We start from the raw sequence: 16,856 nt of genomic DNA on the forward strand, positions 1-16,856 counted from the left end.
GGTGTCGCTCAACGGATAAAAGGTACCCCGGGGATAACAGGCTGATCTTCCCCAAGAGTCCATATCGACGGGATGGTTTGGCACCTCGATGTCGGCTCGTCGCATCCTGGGGCTGTAGCAGGTCCCAAGGGTTGGGCTGTTCGCCCATTAAAGCGGTACGCGAGCTGGGTTTAGAACGTCGTGAGACAGTTCGGTCCCTATCCGCCGTGCGCGTAGGATACTTGAGAAGGGCTGTCCCTAGTACGAGAGGACCGGGACGGACGAACCTCTGGTGTGCCAGTTGTCCCGCCAGGGGCACGGCTGGTTAGCTACGTTCGGAAGGGATAACCGCTGAAAGCATCTAAGCGGGAAGCTCGCTTCAAGATGAGGTATCCCACCCACATTGTGGGGTAAGGCCCCCAGCTAGACGACTGGGTTGATAGGCCGGAAATGTAAGCCCGGTAACGGGTTCAGTTGACCGGTACTAATAGGCCGAGGACTTGACTACCAAGCTGCTACGCGTCCACTGTGCAACTCTGAACAAACCACCACCCACCAGGGTTGGTTGACATGTTCATAGAGTTACGGCGGTCATGGCGGAGGGGAAACGCCCGGTAACATTCCGAACCCGGAAGCTAAGCCCTCCAGCGCCGATGGTACTGCACTCGGGAGGGTGTGGGAGAGTAGGACACCGCCGGACAACCTTTCAAACTCAGGGCCACCCCCAACCGGGGTGGCCCTGAATTGCGTTTCCCACCGGAATTGCCACGACGGGCCGCCTCGGTCTCGTACCGTCGAGCCGGGGACCCGTCGACGCACGCTCGCCCGCCGGCTCGGCGGCGAAACGTGACGTGCCGTACGCCGGGACCACGATCGGGGCCGACCACACGGGGTACAGGAGTGGGCATGGAGATCGGAATCATCGGATCAGGGCACATCGGGGGCACCCTCACCCGTCGTCTGCGTTCACTCGGTCACGACGTCGCGGTGGCCAACTCCCGCGGGCCGGAGAGCCTGTCCGACCTCGCCGCCGAGACCGGCGCCCGGGCGGTGTCGGTGGAGGAGGCCGTGCGGGGCGCCGAGCTGGTGGTCGTCGCGATCCCGCTGAAGGCGGTGCCGCAGCTGCCGGCGCCGCTGTTCGACGGCAAGCTCGTGGTGGACGCCAACAACTACTACCCCCAGCGGGACGGCGACATCGCCGAGCTGCTCGACCGCAGCCTCAGCTCCAGCCGCTGGACCGCCGACCATCTCAAGGGCGCGCGCGTGGTGAAGGTCTTCAACAACATCCAGGCCGCGCACCTGATGGACGAGGGCAAGCCGGCGGGTACGGCCGGCCGGATCGCACTGCCTGTGGCCGGTGACGACGCCGACGCCAAGCGGATCGTCATGGGCCTGGTGGACGACCTGGGCTTCGACCCGGTCGACGCGGGCACCCTGGACGAGAGCTGGCGGCAGCAGCCGGACACGCCCGTCTACGGCACCGATCGGGACGCCGACGGCGTACGCGAAGGACTGGCCGCGGCGCGGCCGTGAGAAGCAGGAGAAAGGCCCCGCCGGACGCTTCCGGCGGGGCCTTTCGGCGTTTCGTGGATCAGTCGTCGCCGCCCGGCTTCGGGGCGCAGATGAAGCGCGGCTCGGCGTCGTAGCGCCAGCTGAACTTCTCCCGCTTGACCACCTTGCCGTCCTTCTTGATGACCCGGTACGCGTCCTGGGCGAACCCGATGCTGCCGGCTGCGGCGATGCAGGTCGGGCCGGGCGTCAGGTAGACCGTCTTCGGCTGGGTGATGTTGCGGCGAGGGCCGTACTCGGTCTTCACGCTGTCGTAGAGCTTGGTGCTCCAGATCGACACGGTGATCGAGCTGGACGTGTACGACGTGTCGATCAGTACGCCGTAGGGCGTGTTGTTGCGGAACTTGAAGTCGAGCTGCGGCCAGTAGATGGTCGACTCGATCACCGCCGGGTAGCGGCTGAAGTAGAACGAGTGCGGCTTGTGCTCGACGTCCTCCAGCCCGGCGTAGTAGGTCGCGTTGAACAGCGTGGTGGTGAACTGGGAGACGCCACCGCCGACACCCGGCACCAGCTTGCCGCCGACGATCGTCGGCGCGTCCTTGTATCCCTGGTCGTAGCCGCGTTCGCCGGTGTGCCCGTTGAGCGAGAACGTCTCGCCCGGCTTCACCAGTGCGCCGTCCACGTCCTTCGCGGCGCGGACGATGTTCTGGCTGCGCGGCGACGAGAGGCCGCCGGTGAAGTGGGTGGTGAAGCTCGACACCCGCTCCTTGATGCCGAGCTTCGCCAGCTCCGCCTCGGTCAGCTCGGGGGCGGCCGGCTTCAGCGCGGCGGTCACCGTACGGCCCTCGGTCTTCGGCAGCACCGCGAGCAGCGCCGGGCCGAGCGCGGCGGCGTCGACCTGGCGCCCGGGCTTGCTGGGCACCACCTTCGGCTTGCCGCCGCTGATGGTCAGCCCGGCGTCCCGCGGCTCGACCTCGAGCTTCGTGAGCCGGTCACCGAGCGCGGTACGCAGCCGCTTGACGTCGACCTTCGGAGTGAGCGTGCCCGCGTCGTCGGCGGAGAAGCGCAGCGACCGGGCGATGGCGGCGGGCGGGATGGTGACCGAGCCGCCGTCGGTGGTGAGCGTGACCGGTGCGGCCACCGCGGGCCGGGCCAGCTCGGAGACGAGGCGGTCCACCTCCTCGCGGGTGGTGGCCGGCCACTTCTCGACGAGCGGCACGGTGACCGGCTCGGCCGCCAGCCAGCCGGCCTTCACCACGGCGGTGGCGCCGTCCGTGTCGATCGTCAGCGCCGGCTTCGGGTAGACCGGCTTCGGTGTGGTGCCGGTCCAGACGATTGCCGGCATGGTCATCTCGCGTCCCTGCGCGCCCATCACCTTGCGCAGGGCCGCCCCCAGCTTGGCCTGGTCGACGGTGACCACCGGCTCGACCGTACGGGAGCCGACGAGCCGGCTCACCGCGTGCGCGTCGGCCTCGGCCGCAGCCGCCACCGTCGCTTCCACATCGATGGCGAGCCCCACCTCGGACGGCTTCAGCTCGGCCTTGTTCTCGCCGACGGTGACCGCGAGCGGGGCGTTCAGCGTGTCGGCCCGGCGTTCCAGCTCGGCGCGGAGCGCCTGGGCCGCCTCCGCGCGGCTCCGCCCGCCCAGCTCGGTGCCGAGCACCGTGGTGCCACGGGGTACGTCACCGGCGTACGCGTAGGCGCCCAGGCCGATACCACCGGCGAGCACGGCCGCGACGATCCCCCCGGCCAGCAGCAGCCGGGCCCGCCGCGAGCGGCTCGGCTCGGGCGCGTCGCCTCCGGGCGGTGTGGCGACCGGCTCCATCTCGACGCCGGGCCAGCTCACCGCCGCCACCTTGATGGTGGGACGGTCGTCGGCAGCCGGCATCTTCTCGCCGTACATCGTCACTGCAACCTCGATCGGAAGTACACGCGGGGACCGCTTCCCCCGCGGGAGACACCTACGGTAACCAACGCTCGGGCCCATCGGGAGGGTCCGGCCCGGCGCTCGTGTCGGGCGACCGCCGGTGTCGTACCGATCACCCGTTTCGGGGCCGTGCCACGGTGTGGATCGTGGCACGGTGAGCTGGTGCGGACACAGGATCGGGTGCCGGCGTACGGCGGTGGGTGGCTGGACCGGGCGGCGGCGCGGCGCGCCGACGCGGACTGGCTGGCCGAGCGGCTGGCCGATCCGGCGAGCGTCGTGCTGCCGCTGTGGCGGGACCGCTGCCTGGTCGACGACCACGGCCCGGTTCGGCTCACCGGGCAGCGCGCGTCGGCCGTCCGGGCCACCGCGGGCGAGACCGTCTTCCTCGGGCTCGACGGGGACGCCGCGGTGTTCGCCGTCGACCTGTCCGCGCTCGGCGAGCGGGCGGCCGTGGAGGCGACAGCCGCGACCGGCGTGGTCGACCTGCGGGCGCTCGCGGGCCGGCTCGACCCGGCCGGAGCGGCGATCCAGGCGTACGCCCGGGGGTTGTTGTTGTGGCACCGGCAGCAGCGATACTGCGGCGCGTGTGGCGCGGCAGCAGTGGCCGGTGGCGGTGGACACGTCCGGACCTGCGCCGACGCGGAGTGCGGGCGGCTGCTGTTCCCCCGGATCGAGCCGGCCGTCATCATGCTCGTCGAGGCGCCCGGCCCGCCGGGGCGCTGTCTGCTGGCCCGGCACGCGGGCGCGGCCGAGGGGGCCTGGTCGACGCTCGCCGGCTTCGTCGAGGTCGGTGAGAGCCTGGAGGACGCGGTCCGCCGGGAGTTGGCGGAGGAGGCGGGGGTGACAGTCACCGACGTGACCTACCAGGGGTCGCAGGCGTGGCCGTTCCCCGCCGGCCTGATGGTGGCTTTCCGGGCCGTCGCCACGTCCGAGCAGGTCCGGGTCGACGGGGAGGAACTGCTGGAGGCGCGCTGGTTCAGCCGGGCGGAGCTGCGGGAGCGGATCGCGTCCGGGCGGTCGCTGGGCCGGGTGGACTCGATCGATCACCTGCTGCTGGGTGACTGGCTGAGCGCCGACGCGCCGGCACGGCCATCAGCGGTGTCGTGACCACGGCCGTCGCGAGGGCTGCGGCGACGAGGCCGCCGACGGTACGCGGGCGCAGAATCGCGGCCACCGTCACCAGCGCGCCGGTGCCCAGCCACAGCGGTGCCGCCGCCCACCTGACGCCCCCGGCGAGACGGTCGTTGAGCAGCACGAACGTCACCGCGTAGAGCGCGCCGACGGCGGCGAACAGCGGCGCGTACCGGCCGAGCGCCGTGTAGTCGGGTCCGCCGACGAGCCGGAAGGCCAGCCCGCCGGCGACCGCCGACGCGCCCACCAGGACCAGACCGCACGCGCCCGTCACCGCGAGCGCCACGGTACGGCTCCGGCGGTCGCCGCGAGCCAGGCGCGGCAGGGCGAGGACGGCGGCGACCTGCGGCGCCCAGAGCGCGCCCTTGGTCAGGACGGTCCCCACCGAGTACGCCCCGGAGCCCGACGGTGGCAGCAGTTGCCGGGCCAGGAGCAGGTCGGCGTAGGAGACGACGAGCATCGCCAGCGTCGCCCCGCATCCGGCGGTCACCTGGGCGACGGTCAGGCGCGGGGCGGCCGACGGACGCCGGGGCGTACCGGTGAGCCGGGCCAGCGCCGGGGGCGCCAGCGCGGCGGTGAGCGCCCCGATCCCCAGCGCGCCGGTCAGGCCCGCGCCGAGCAGCAGCCCCACGATCACCCCGCCGTAGCGGGCGGCGGCCAGCAGCGCCATCGCGGTGGCGAGCCGCAGGAAGCGCTGACCGCCCTGCAACTCGCCGAGCGAGCGCGACGAGAGCACCACCGAGGCGGTGGTGACCGCCAGCAGCGCGGGCACCACCGCGGGCAGGTCCAGCGCGGCGACCAGCACCGGCGTCGCCACCAGCAACGCCCCCGCGCACACGGCCGCGGTCAGCACGGTGAGCCGCCGGGTGTCGGACGGGCCGTGCCGGGCGTGGTGCACGGCGACTGCCAGTTGCAGGCCGAGCCCCGGCACACCGGCGATGGCCACCAGGCCGAGGGCGGTGGCGAGCGCGCCGAGGTCGTCCGCGTCCAGCTTCCGGGCGGCGAGCACCGGCACCAGGTAGGCCAGGCCGTTGACCAGGACACCGGCGAGCGTGACGGCAACGCCCGCCGCGCCCAGCCCGGTTCTCCGGCCGTCCGCCGCCTCCGGCTCGGGGCCCGGCCGTACCTCGCTCACGTGATCTCCGAGACGCGGGCCGCCGGGCCGCCGTCCGAGCCCGGCACGGCCTCCGGTGCCGGCCGCCCGTCCGGACCCGGCTCGGCGCGACCGTCCAGGTCCGGACCCGGCTCGGGGTCGCGGTCCGGGCCTCGGTCCGCGGCCGGCTCGACGTCGCGGTCCGCGGCCGGCTCGGCCTCCCGGTTCGCGGCCGGCTCGGCCTCATGGTCCGCAACCGGCCCGGTCTCGCGGTCCGGTCCGACGCCCGCAACGGGACCCGGACCGGCGAGTGCGGCTGGGACGGCAGGACCGGCGAGGATGGCGGGAGCGGCGACGGCAGCGGCGGCGAGGGCGGGGACGGGCGTCGGCTGCCCGTCCGGCTCCGGCGCCCGGGGCGCCGGCACGGCCGGGGCCGCCGCCGGGGCCGGCCTGATCCGGCGTACGGGCCGTCGGCGGGCGGTCGTGGGAAGCCAGAGCGCGCCCAGGGCGGCGACCGTCAGAAGTTGCGGCAGCGCGTCGGTGTGCTGGTCGACCGATTCCAGGTAGACCCACCCGGCCAGCGCCACCAGCGCGCCGGGAAGCCACGTCTCGGCCGCCCGGGCGATCCGCCTGACCCGCCGGGGGTCACCGGTCCAGGGCAGGCGGCGCGGCCCGGGTACGGCGAGCATGAAGCCCGCCGCGACCAGCAGGGCGCCGAGCAGACCGCTGTGGAGCACGAGCGCGGCGGCGCCGACTGCGAGCAGCGGCAGCGAGCGGGTGAGCCGTCGCCGGGCCGCCGGTACGACGGCGACCGCGCGATCCCCGGCCGGCCGGCGGTCCGGCAGCACCGCGAGCAGGACCACCACCGCCAGCAGGACGCCGCCGAGCAGCAGACCCATCCGGTACGGAGTGTCCGGCGTGAAGCGCAGCACCACGTCCCCGGCGACACCGGCGGGCAGGATCCAGCCCTGCTGCCAGCCGTCCACCACGAGCGGGGTGAGCGTCTTCCCGCCGATGGTCGCCTGCCAGCCGGTGTTGGTGTTCTCCCGGACCGCGAGCACCCGGTCGACGGAGTGCTCGGACACCCGTACCCGACGCTCGGTGGCCGACCAGGAACCCACCTCGATATCGCCGGCGGTGGCCGCCGAGGCGGGCGTGGCGGTACGCGGCGCCAGCGCGACCCGGGTGGCGGCGGCGAGCGTGCTCGCCGTGGTGACGACGCGGTGCTCGCCGCTGCCCAGGTCGAGCTGCCGGGGTGCGTTCCGGCCGCAGGCGGTGACCGGCATCTCGCGCATCTCCAGCAGGTCGCGCACCGTGCCGGTGAGCGTGGTGGTGATGCGGGACGAGCCGACCTGGAGCGTCGGGCCCGATCCGCAGGCCAGCTTCAGCGGCGTCTCCGGGCGGGGTGCGACAGTGGTCCCGAGGGGCAGCACCGTCACCTCACCGACCGCGATGGGCAGCGGCTCGGGCAGACGCAGGCCGTACGGGTCGATGCTCGTGACGGACGGCTTGTCGAGGAACTGGATGGTGATCGAGTCGGTTCGCATCGGCGGGTCGAGCGTGAGCACACCGTCGTTGGTGAGCAGGTTGCTGCGGAACCCGTCGTTGCCCACCACCCGGACGCTGCCGAGCCGGGTGGCGGCGGTCCCGTCCTCGACGGTGAACCGGATCCGGCTGATGACCTGCGGTTCGAGCCAGGTGAGGCGCAGGATCGGCGCCTCGTCGTTCAGCGCCGGTGACCAGCTCGTGGCCGGGTCGCCGTCGAGGACCGCGCCGGGCCGGCCGGCCGGGTCGGGCACCGCCGTCGAGGACGCGGTGACCTGCGGCGCGAGGCGCAACGGCTGGGCTTCGGCGACCAGCTTGTCCAGGGCGGCGTTCAGCTCCGGGCCGGGCGTCGGCCGTGCCCACATCCTCGTGTCGTACGTCCCGGCCACCGGCAGCGTGAAGGTGCGGTCGATGGTGGAGCCGTCCTCCGAGCCGCGGATCGCGTCGGTGGAGCAGCGCGGGCGGCCGTCGACGGTGAAGCAGGCAGGCGTGGACGGCGCCGCCGACACGACGACGCCGGCCGGCTGATCGGTGGCGGGGGCGGCGGGCAACTGGAGCGTCCGGCCGGTCTCGACGCCAGGAATCTTGATCTCGCTGATGCCGACCGACTTGTCGCCGAACGGGCGCAGGTCGAACGCGGCGTCGACGGCGACCTCGACCTTGCGGGTGGCGTGGACGCCGGCCAGCTCGAAGACCATGTGGTCACCGAACTGCTCGACGGTGCGGCTCTCGTACCCGGCGGTCACGGTGACCGTGGTGGGCAGGGCGTCGGCCTTCAGGTCGAACCACACCTCGACCCGGGTGACCCGGGTCGGGTTCGCCAGGTTCACCTCGATCCACTGCTTGTCGCTGTCCGAGTGCGGCGCCGACCGCCAGGACGTGGCGGTGTCGCCGTCCATCGCCGCGTACGGCTGGTACTCCGGCCGGGCGCCGCCGGTGGCGTCGATCTGGGAGCGGGCGGTCGAGGCACGGATGCCGCTGATGCCCTCGAAGCGGGCGACGGTCGACCACTCCGGCCCCCAGTCGGGCAGGTAGTCGTGCGCGGGCGCGGTCACCGCGAAGGTGTCGTCGGCGGTGAGCGTCTGGGAGGAGTTGTCGCGCAGCCGGCCGAACGAGACGTCGCGTCGTCGCAACCCGTCGGTCATCACGACCGGCCCCGTGGTCTCGCCGGCCTTCGCGTCTCCGGCCAGGATCGTGGGCGCGGCGCCGAGCTGGCCCGAGGCGGCCAGGTCGAGCAGCGACTCGGGACCGCCGACGACAGTGGTCACGTCGTCGCGGTCGTACGCGACCACCGGCTGGACGGGCCGGTCCACCCGGTACACCTCGAGTGCCCGTCCGGGCACGTCGAGGCCCTGGTCGCGGAACTCGTCCGGGGAGTCGGAGCCGCCGCGTACCGGGCCGAAGGACACGACGCGGGTCAGCCCGGGTGAGCGTTCCAGCGCCTGCCGGACGACCGCCGGGCGGGCCGTGTCCGAGCGGCCGTGGTCGAGGTCGGCGCGGAACAGGACGTGGCTGATCCCGGAGCGGGCGAGCAGGTCGGCCAGGCCGGCCGAGCCGGCGCCGGTGGCGAGCGTCGACTCGATCGCGTCCAGCAGCCGGATCGTGGCGGGCGGGGTGAACGGGATGGCGTTGCGCACCGCCCACCGGCTGTCCAGCAGCGGCTGGGCGATCTCGTCGGTGGTGCTGCCCCAGTCGTACGCGGGGAAGCGCGCGCCGGGGACCACGAGCACGCGTCCGCGTCCGGTGTTGGCGTCCAGCCAGTCGGTGGCCTCGTGCCAGTAGCCGGGCACGTCCTTGACCGCGCCCGGCGTGGCGAGGCCACCGGCGAGCGCCGGTGAGGCGACGCCCGCGACCGCCACCATCGCGGTGCCGGCGGTGAGCCAGGCCCGGGCCGTGGCGCGGCCGCGGCGCTGCTCGGGTGCGGTCCGGGCGGCGCGTACGGCGAGGCTGACCAGGTGCGCCAGGCCGAGCGCCAGCGGCAGGCGGAGCAGCACGTCGAACTTGTGCACGTTGCGCAGCGGGGCGCCGATGCCGTCGAGGAACTGCTGCTGCGGCCCGGCGAGGATGTTGGGCAGATCGCCGGTGTGCCCGAGCCCGACGAGCGCGACGCCGAGCAGCAGACCGGTGATGAGGAACCGGCGGTGCGGCATCCCCCGCCGGGACAGGCCGAGCACGCCGAGCGCGGCGACCGCCAGGGTGGCCACGACGAGCAGCGTCTCGTTGGCCAGCCGCGCGCCGGCCGGGATGGTCGCGCCGAACGGGGAGGCCAGGTAGGCGACCCAGTAGGAGGCGCCGCGCAGCGTCGTCACCGCGTCGGTGACGCTCGTGGTGTTGCGGGCGGTCTCGATGTAGTCCAGGAACGGCGGGCTGTACCGGCCGAGGACCAGCAGCGGGATCAGCCACCACGCGGTGGCCAGGGCGACCGCCCCGCACCAGGCCGCGAGGGCGGTGACGCGGCGGCGCAGCGGCTGGAGCGTGACGAGCCAGAGCAGGGCGAGCGGCACCACGGCGGCGACGGCTGTGGCGTTGACGCCGCCCGCGCAGGCGACGGCGATCGCCGACCCGGCGACCGCGCGTCGCAGCCGGGCGCCCCGGGCGAGTCCCACGAGCGGGATGAGCACCCACGGCGCGACGGCGCTGGGCCAGGACTCCACCGACGACCAGCCGAGCTGGGTCAGGATGCGCGGGGACAGCGCGAACGCGACGCCGGCGATCATCCGGCCGGCGGGACTGCCGATGCCGAGCCGGCCCGCCAGCCGCACCACACCGAGGTACGCGACGCAGAACAGCAGCGCCCACCACAACCGCTGGACGATCCACGGCGCGATGCCGAGTTCCGTCCCGAGCAGGAAGAACGGGCCCATCGGCCACAGATATCCGTACGCCTGGTTCTGGAGCTGGCCGAACGTGCCGGTGGGGTCCCACAGGTGCAGCGAGCGCAGCAGCCACCCGGCCGGATTCACGTTCAGGTCGACCTTGGTGTCCGGTACGACCTGCCCGGGTGCCTGCTGGAAGGCGAGGGCGGTGAGCGCGAGACAGATCGTCAGGTGCCGGAACCGTCGCGCCGTCTGCCGGGCACGGCCGGTCTCCCGGGCGGGGAGATCCGTCCCCGTCGGCGACGTTGTCGTCCCGTCCGCACGCATTTTCGGCTCCCGTCTCCGCCGGCCGTACGCGTACCTGCAACATGACGCGTGTCGCGCGACGTTATCCGGAGCGGACGCGCAGCGGCGACCTGGGGGCGCTGCGCGGCTTTATCAGGAGAACGGCCGTCCCCACGGCGTGTAAGCGTGTGGCAGGCTGCCGACCATGTCAATGCCACAAGCAGCGGCCGAGACGCATCCGGCAGCCGTCGGCGCGGAGGACGACGGACCCGGACCCATCGGTCGCTGGATAGCCGCCGACCGCGTGCGCGCGGTCGCGATCGCCCTCATCGTCGTGTCCGTCGCGTCGCGCGCCGGGCTGGCCGCCCGTGGCTGGTTCTCGCAGGACGAGTTCGTCATCGCCGCGCAGGTGCTCGACACCCGGCTGGACCCGGACTACCTGCTGGGCACGTTCAACAACCACCTCATGCCGGCCGGGCTGGCGGTCGCGTGGCTGATGGTCCGGGCGGCCGGTTTCGCCGGCTGGCCGTGGATCCTGCTGCTGGCGGCCGGGCAGGCGGCGGTGGGCATCGCCCTCTACCGGCTGCTCCGTGACCTGCTGCGCCCCGGGTGGGGGCTGCTCGTCCCGCTGAGCCTGTTCCTGTTCAGCCCGCTGACGCTCGAGGTGTCGTCGCTGTGGCTGGTCGGGCTGCTCGTGCTGCCGCCGCAGCTCGCGCTGGTCCTGGCGGTGGCGGCCCAGGTCCGGTACGTGCGCACCGGCCGGAAGCGGCACCTCGTCCTGGTCGCGTTCTGGCTGGTGTTCGGCCTGCTCTTCGACACCAAGGCGCTGCTGATCGTGCCGCTGCTGTTCCTGCTGACCGCGTTCCTGTTCACCAAGGGCCGCGCGTGGCGCAGCCTGGTGACCACCGTCGTGCGGTTCTGGCCGGCGTGGCTGATGCTCACCGTGCTGTCCGGGGCGTACCTGGCGTACTACCTGACCCGCCCGGCCCGGGTGCTGGACGAGCCCACCGCGGTCGGGCAGGTCTTCACCTTCCTCGGCGACCTGATCGGCGACACGGTGGTGCCGGGCCTGCTCGGCGGGCCGTGGCGCTGGACGTACGCCGGTGACGGGCCGCCGCTGTCCGACCCGTACGACATCGCCAAGTGGCTGTCCTGGGCGGTGCTCGCGGCGCTGATCGTGGTCACCGTGCGGCGGCGGCCGTCCGCCGGGCGGGCCTGGCTGCTGCTCGCCTGCTACCTCGGCCTGGTCGCGGCGCTGTTCGCGGTGACCCGGCTCGGCGGACCGCTGGGGCCGCTGGTCGGCGTCGTGCCCCGCTACGTCGCGGACGTGGTGCTGGTGGCCGCGATCTGCGTCGGGGTGGCGCTGCTCGGAATGAAGGACCACGACGAGGACGACGTCTCCGCGTGGCCGCTGCCGACCGTGCTGCGGGAGCCGGGCGCCTTCGCGGTCGGTCTGGTCTCAATGGTGGTGCTGCTGGCGACCATCGGCGTGGGCACGCTGTGGAGCACCGCGCGGTTCGGCGACAACTGGAGCACCAAGCACGGGCGGGACTACCTGGCCACGACGCAGGCCGAGCTGGCCGCCGCGCCGCCGGGCACCGTCTTCTTCGACACGACCGTCCCGGACCGGGTCGTGGCCGGGTACTTCTGGCCGGACAACCTCCAGTCCCACTTCTTCCGTCCGGCCGAGCGCCGGCCGACGTTCGTGACGATGAGCGAGAAGCCGTCGACGTTCGACGAGAACGGCCGGATCCGGCCGGTCGTGGTCGAGGGGCGCAAGGTCGCGCCCGGCACCGTGGAGGGCTGCGGGCACCTGGCCGAGGGCGGCCGGACCGCCCGCATCCCGATGGACGGCTACCTGGTGGAGTGGCCGTACGTGGTGCACTTCGGCTATGTCAGCTCCGGTGAGTCGACGGCGGTGTTCACGCTCGGCGAGGCGACCCGCGAGATCACGCTGAAGGAAGGGCTGAACGACGTGTTCTTCATGCTCGAGGGCGCCGGGAGTGCCGTCGAGCTGACCGTGAACACGCCCGGAGTCAGGTTGTGCACCAACCTGATCACCATCGGCCGGGCGGTGCCGAAGCCGTAATGACCGGACGTCCCGCCGAGGGCGGCGGCCCCGCGGTCCGGCGGTGGCGGGAGACGCTGCCGCTGTACCTCGTGGCGGTCGTCGTCACCGCGTTGATCCTGGCGCCGCTCGTGGCGCCGGGCTACGCGCTGCGGTACGACATGGTGTTCGTCCCCCGGCAGCCGCTGAGCTGGGATCTGGTGGCCCCGGCGCAGAGCCTGCCCCGGGCGGTGCCGATGGACGCGCTGGTATCCCTGGTGACCCAGCTCGTGCCAGGCTGGGTGGTGCAGCGGGTGGCGCTGGCCGGGGCGGTCCTGTTCGCCGCGGTGGGCGCGGGACGGCTGGTGCCGACGCAGCGGCGTGCCGTGCAACTGGTCGCCGCGGTGGCGTACGCGTGGACGCCGTACCTGGCCGAGCGGCTGCTGATCGGGCAGTGGGGGCTGCTGCTGGCGTACGCCGCACTGCCCTGGCTGGTGCGGGCGGCGCTGGACCTGCGGGCGGGCCGCGACGGCGCGCTCGCCCGGGTGGTGCTGCTCGCCGCGCCCGCCGCGATCACCCCGACCGGCGGCCTGATCGCGCTGGCGACGGTGCTGGTGCTGGCGGCGGACCGGGCCCGGCTCCGGCTGTCCGCGGTCGCGGTGGGCGGTGTCGCGCTGCTCAACGCCCCGTGGATCGTGGCGGCCCTGGTCACGGGGGCGGGCGGCACGTCCGACCCGGCCGGCGTGGCGGCGTTCGCGGCGCGCGCCGAGAACTGGGCGGGCCCGCTGGTGGCGCTCGCGGGCACCGGCGGCATCTGGAACATGCAGGCCACGCCGGCCAGCCGGTCCGCCACGTTGGCCCCGCTGGCGACACTGGTCCTCGTGGTGCTGGCCGCTGTCGGCGCCGGCCTGTTGCGGCGCCGGCTGCCGGCGGGCGCGGCGGTACGGCTGGGCGTGCTGGCCGGCGGCGCGTACCTGCTGGCCGCTCTCGCCGTGCTCCCCGGCGGGAACGCGGCGCTGAGCTGGGCGGTGGCGCACGTGCCGGGGGCGGGACTGCTCCGCGACGGGCAGAAGTTCCTCGCGCCGTACGCCCTCGTGCTGGTGGTGTGCGCGGCGCTGGGCGCCGAACGGCTGGTGGCCCGGATCGACCGCGAGGTCGGCGGGATCGTGCTGGCCGGGCTGCTGCTCCTGCCGGTGGCCGCGATGCCGGACCTGGCGTTCGGCGGGGCCGGGCGGATCAGCCCGGTGCGCTACCCGGCGGACTGGCGGGCGGTCGCCGAGCGCCTGCCCGACGACCCCGGTGAGGTGCTCGCCCTGCCGCTGACCACCTACCGGGCCTATCCGTGGAACCCGGGCCGGGTGGTGCTGGACCCGGCGCCCCGCTATCTGCCGGGAACCGTGCTCACCGACGACACGCTCGTGGTCGACGACGTCGCGGTGGCCGGGGAGAATCCGCGCCTGCGCGAGGTACGCCGGGTGCTCGCCGAGGGGCGGCCGGTCACGGCCACCGGCGTGCCCTGGGTGGTGGTGCAGCACGGTACGCCGAGCACAGTGGACCCGGCCGTTCTGGCCGGTCTCGACCTCCGGTACGAGGGGGAGTCGCTGAGCCTCTACCGGAACCCGGCCGCCTCGGGTTCGCCGCCGCGGACCGGAGCGAGCCGCTGGCTGGTCGTGTTCGCGTGCGGAACTGCCGTTCTGGCGGTCATGGCTGCCGCCTTTTCGACCCTACGCCGGCGAGCTACTGCGTGGTAACGTCCGCTCGCACGTCTCACCATCGGAGGAATGGCATGCGTAGAGCTTTGACCCTTGTCGTGTCCGGCCTGGTGGCGGCGTTGCTCGGGGTCCTGGCCCTCGGCGGGCTCTCGGCCGCCGCGACCGCCACGGCCGAGGAGGCCGCGACCGAGGCGCGTAACGCCACGGAGGCGGCCAAGCGGGCCGGGAAGCAGGACCCGTACGCCCCCGAGGTCTACGGCAACAGGTAGGACGGGTCGCCCCGCCGCTGGACCGGGCGGGGCGAGTCCGCAGTCTCCAGCAGGGTCGCGAAGCGTTCCCCCGCCACCGGCCAGGTGAAGTTCGCCGCGTGCCGCCGGGCCTGGGTGCCCATCTCCTGACGCATCTCGTCGTCGTGCAGCAGTGCGCGCACCTTCGCCAGGTAGTCGTCGATGTCGTCGGCCAGCAGGCCGGTACGCCCGTCGACCACCGCCTCCGCGACGCCACCCGCCTCCCGGAACGCCACCGTCGGCGTACCCGCCGCGCCGGCCTCCACGATCGTCAGCCCCCAGCCCTCCTTGAGCGACGGCGTCAGGGCGACCCAGGCCGAGGCGAGCAGCGCGGCCTTCTCCTCCTCCGTCACGAAGCCCCGGAAGTCCACCCGGTCGGCGATGTCCAGCTCGTCGGCGACCTCGCGCAGGTGCGACTCCCACCAGCCCTGCCCGGCGACCACCAGCCGGAGCTGCGGCAGCTCGTCGGCGAGCGCCGCGACCGCGCGCAGCGCCACCTCCACCCGCTTGTGCGGCACCAGGCGGTTGAGCGTCACGAGCAGCGGGAACGGGGCGCGTTCGACGTCGGTGCGGGGCAGCTCCGGCGTGCCGTTGTAGACCACCGAGACCTGCTCCGGCGGTACGCCGAGGGTGGCGAGTTCGCGCCGCGTCGCCTCGGACACGGTGACGTACCGGCACCGCCGGTAGACGCGTACCGCCAGCGACGACTCGACCCACCAGCCGAACCGGGCGGCCCACTGCGGCAGGACCACCGGCCACTGCTCGCGGTGCACGTGGTGGATCAGCTTGACCACCGGGCGCCGGGCCCAGAGCGGGGAGAGGAACGGCAGGCCGTTGCAGACGTCGACGAGGATGTCCGGCCGGCCGCCCCGGCGCGCGGCGAGCGGGCCGAGGCCGAACGCCCCGGCGAGGTAGCAGAGCGCGGCCCAGAGGTAGACGGTGTGCCGGCCGCCGCGCCGGACGAATCGGATGCCCTCGGCGTTGACCTCGTCGGCGGGGGCCTCGCGGTGCGCGGCGCAGAACAGGGTGGCGCGGAATCCGCGCGCCACCAGCTCGGCGGCGATCCGTTCCACGTACACCTCGGAACCGCCGCCCTCGGGGTTGCGAGTGTCTCGCCAATTGAGGAACAGCACGTGTCCGGGCATGCCGAAGCGACGCTCCACGCGAACCCTACTCTCAAGTAATTTAGCGGTGCGCGTCACATTAAGGGCTGGGCCTGCGCCCCGGCAATGCCCCGACCGGCGGCGGTGGGCCGCGGGCCGTCGTCGGGTAACCGGAGGTGAGCGGTGCGTGACAGCTAGGCGGGCGCCGCGACGTCCGGTGTGGTGGCCGGGACGGCGGAGGTCCCGGATGCCGGTCCGCGGCCGGTCGGCCGACGGCTCTGCGTGCCGAGCGCCTGGAGGGGGCGCTCGACGCCGTAGTAGCTGACCGCGGCGTACGCCAGGCCGAAGACCATGGTCAGGGCGAAGACGTTGACGAAGTCGCCGGTGAACAGCGGCCGGTCCTCGAGCAGATAGATCAGCTCGATGACCAGCGGGTGCCACAGGAACAGTCCGTACGACACGTGGCCCATCCACCGTGCCCACCCGGTGCTGAAGGCCTCCTTGGCCCGGGTCCGCCCGCCGAACGCCACCGGGATCGTGATCAGGACGGCGATCAGGAGGTAGAGCGCCAGCTTGATGCCGAACTCGGTGGCGGTCGGGCTGGTCAGGTCGCGCGGGCCGGCGATCGGCGTCGTGGCGATCGCCATCACCGCGACCGCTGCCGCCCAGCAGGCGAGCGGCGCCGAGGCGAGGTCGTCGAGCACGCGGAAGGCGGCCGGCGCGGTGCCGGTACGCAGGGCCACGTGCGCCGCGGCGAGCGCCATGCCGCCGCCGAACCAGGCGCCGTACGAGGGGAACCACATCGTGTGCAGCGCGCCGTCGAGCCAGCCGGCGCCCATCATGGCGACCCACGCGAGGGTCAGCAGCGCCCCGGAGGAGGCGAGCAGCACGGTGCGGACGGGACGCCAGGTCCGTCCCACGGCGAGCACGGCGAGCAGCGGCAGGAGCAGATAGAAGACGACCTCGGTGGCGAGGCTCCAGGTCTGGCTGAGCCCGTGCCCGAGCTGGCCGGCTTCGTAGATCTGGGTGAGCGTGAGGTGGCGCAGCCAGTCACCTGCCGACGCCGGGTGGTTGCCGGGCAGGACGACGAAACAGACCACCACCGCCAGCCAGTACGCGGGCAGGATCCGCAGCGCCCGGCGCCAGAAGTACCGCTTGGTGCGGGGCCGCGGCCGTCCGGTCGCGATGCTGAGCGCCCACGGGCGGAACAGCAGGAAGCCGGACAGCACGAAGAAGATCGCCACGCCCACGTCCAGGCGCGCCAACCAGCCGCCCCACGTGGTGTTCATGGTGACGGCGGTCTGGAAGCCGACGTGGTGACCGACGACCGCCACCGCGCCGATCGCTCGCAGCGCGTCCAGGGCGGGAAGACGGCCCGTTACCGATGGCTCCGGGATTGTTGGCGTGGTGGCTGTGGACATC

9 protein-coding genes, 2 rRNA genes and 1 pseudogene (1 of these 12 running past the window's edge) are annotated in these 16,856 nt (G+C 73.5%); 7 read left to right on the top strand and 5 right to left on the bottom strand.

Annotated features, from left to right (window positions below):
- The 3 genes from O7607_RS13480 to O7607_RS13490 all read left to right on the top strand — a co-directional run.
- Positions 1-487 (top strand): 23S ribosomal RNA (locus O7607_RS13480); it begins 2,622 nt to the left of the window's first position.
- Positions 488-562: 75 nt separating this feature from the next.
- Positions 563-679: ribosomal RNA gene (gene rrf, locus O7607_RS13485) — 5S ribosomal RNA — on the top strand.
- Positions 680-885: 206 nt separating this feature from the next.
- A complete protein-coding gene (locus O7607_RS13490) occupies positions 886-1,512 on the top strand; it encodes an NADPH-dependent F420 reductase (protein WP_269703538.1) in 627 nt (208 codons plus the stop codon).
- A gap of 58 nt (positions 1,513-1,570) precedes the next feature.
- On the opposite strand, the gene O7607_RS13495 is transcribed toward O7607_RS13490, so the two are convergent.
- A complete protein-coding gene (locus O7607_RS13495) occupies positions 1,571-3,391 on the bottom strand; it encodes a VanW family protein (protein WP_269706971.1) in 1,821 nt (606 codons plus the stop codon).
- A gap of 186 nt (positions 3,392-3,577) precedes the next feature.
- On the opposite strand from O7607_RS13495, the pseudogene nudC reads away from it, so the two are divergent.
- A pseudogene (nudC, locus tag O7607_RS13500) lies at positions 3,578-4,501 on the top strand (NAD(+) diphosphatase); the annotation flags it as partial.
- Here nudC and O7607_RS13505 read toward each other — a convergent pair.
- On the bottom strand, positions 4,392-5,681 hold the full coding sequence (locus tag O7607_RS13505; protein WP_269703539.1) for a lipopolysaccharide biosynthesis protein: 1,290 nt from the start codon (positions 5,679-5,681) through the stop codon (positions 4,392-4,394). The pseudogene nudC and the gene O7607_RS13505 sit on opposite strands and share 110 nt — an antisense overlap.
- Positions 5,678-10,327: an alpha-(1->3)-arabinofuranosyltransferase domain-containing protein gene (locus O7607_RS13510; RefSeq protein ID WP_269703540.1), complete on the bottom strand. Its 4,650-nt coding sequence runs from the start codon at positions 10,325-10,327 to the stop codon at positions 5,678-5,680. The genes O7607_RS13505 and O7607_RS13510 overlap by 4 nt, the downstream gene beginning before the upstream one ends.
- Positions 10,328-10,496: 169 nt before the next feature.
- On the opposite strand from O7607_RS13510, the gene O7607_RS13515 reads away from it, so the two are divergent.
- The 3 genes from O7607_RS13515 to O7607_RS13525 are packed head-to-tail and all read left to right on the top strand — an operon-like array spanning position 10,497 to position 14,313.
- Positions 10,497-12,374 carry a hypothetical protein gene (locus tag O7607_RS13515; RefSeq protein ID WP_442929525.1) on the top strand — a complete coding sequence of 626 codons (1,878 nt, stop codon included), beginning with the start codon at positions 10,497-10,499 and terminating at the stop codon, positions 12,372-12,374.
- Positions 12,374-14,083: a hypothetical protein gene (locus tag O7607_RS13520; protein ID WP_269703542.1), complete on the top strand. Its 1,710-nt coding sequence runs from the start codon at positions 12,374-12,376 to the stop codon at positions 14,081-14,083. Before O7607_RS13515 ends, O7607_RS13520 begins: the two co-directional genes overlap by 1 nt.
- 35 nt (positions 14,084-14,118) lie before the next feature.
- Positions 14,119-14,313 (top strand): hypothetical protein, encoded by a 195-nt coding sequence (locus tag O7607_RS13525; protein ID WP_091425994.1) that lies wholly within the window; start codon positions 14,119-14,121, stop codon positions 14,311-14,313.
- Here O7607_RS13525 and O7607_RS13530 read toward each other — a convergent pair.
- Complete coding sequence (locus tag O7607_RS13530; RefSeq protein ID WP_269706972.1) at positions 14,298-15,476, bottom strand: glycosyltransferase family 4 protein; 1,179 nt, start codon at positions 15,474-15,476, stop codon at positions 14,298-14,300. The genes O7607_RS13525 and O7607_RS13530 overlap by 16 nt on opposite strands.
- 152 nt (positions 15,477-15,628) lie before the next feature.
- Entirely contained in the window at positions 15,629-16,855 is a 1,227-nt protein-coding gene (locus tag O7607_RS13535) for an acyltransferase family protein (RefSeq protein WP_269703543.1), read from the bottom strand.
- Position 16,856 lies beyond the last annotated feature (1 nt).

It is taken from the genome of Micromonospora sp. WMMA1949, assembly GCF_027460145.1.
Taxonomy (GTDB): domain Bacteria; phylum Actinomycetota; class Actinomycetes; order Mycobacteriales; family Micromonosporaceae; genus Micromonospora.

What these genes read in the sequence shown, in the direction of transcription:
- O7607_RS13520 (WP_269703542.1), top strand. Translation starts at nt 12,374, where the DNA reads ATGACCGGACGTCCCGCCGAGGGCGGCGGCCCCGCGGTCCGGCGGTGG.
- O7607_RS13515 (WP_442929525.1), top strand. Translation starts at nt 10,497, where the DNA reads ATGCCACAAGCAGCGGCCGAGACGCATCCGGCAGCCGTCGGCGCGGAG.
- O7607_RS13490 (WP_269703538.1), top strand. Translation starts at nt 886, where the DNA reads ATGGAGATCGGAATCATCGGATCAGGGCACATCGGGGGCACCCTCACC.
- O7607_RS13495 (WP_269706971.1), bottom strand. Translation starts at nt 3,391, where the DNA reads ATGTACGGCGAGAAGATGCCGGCTGCCGACGACCGTCCCACCATCAAG.
- O7607_RS13530 (WP_269706972.1), bottom strand. Translation starts at nt 15,476, where the DNA reads ATGCCCGGACACGTGCTGTTCCTCAATTGGCGAGACACTCGCAACCCC.
- O7607_RS13525 (WP_091425994.1), top strand. Translation starts at nt 14,119, where the DNA reads ATGCGTAGAGCTTTGACCCTTGTCGTGTCCGGCCTGGTGGCGGCGTTG.
- O7607_RS13510 (WP_269703540.1), bottom strand. Translation starts at nt 10,327, where the DNA reads ATGCGTGCGGACGGGACGACAACGTCGCCGACGGGGACGGATCTCCCC.
- O7607_RS13535 (WP_269703543.1), bottom strand. Translation starts at nt 16,855, where the DNA reads ATGTCCACAGCCACCACGCCAACAATCCCGGAGCCATCGGTAACGGGC.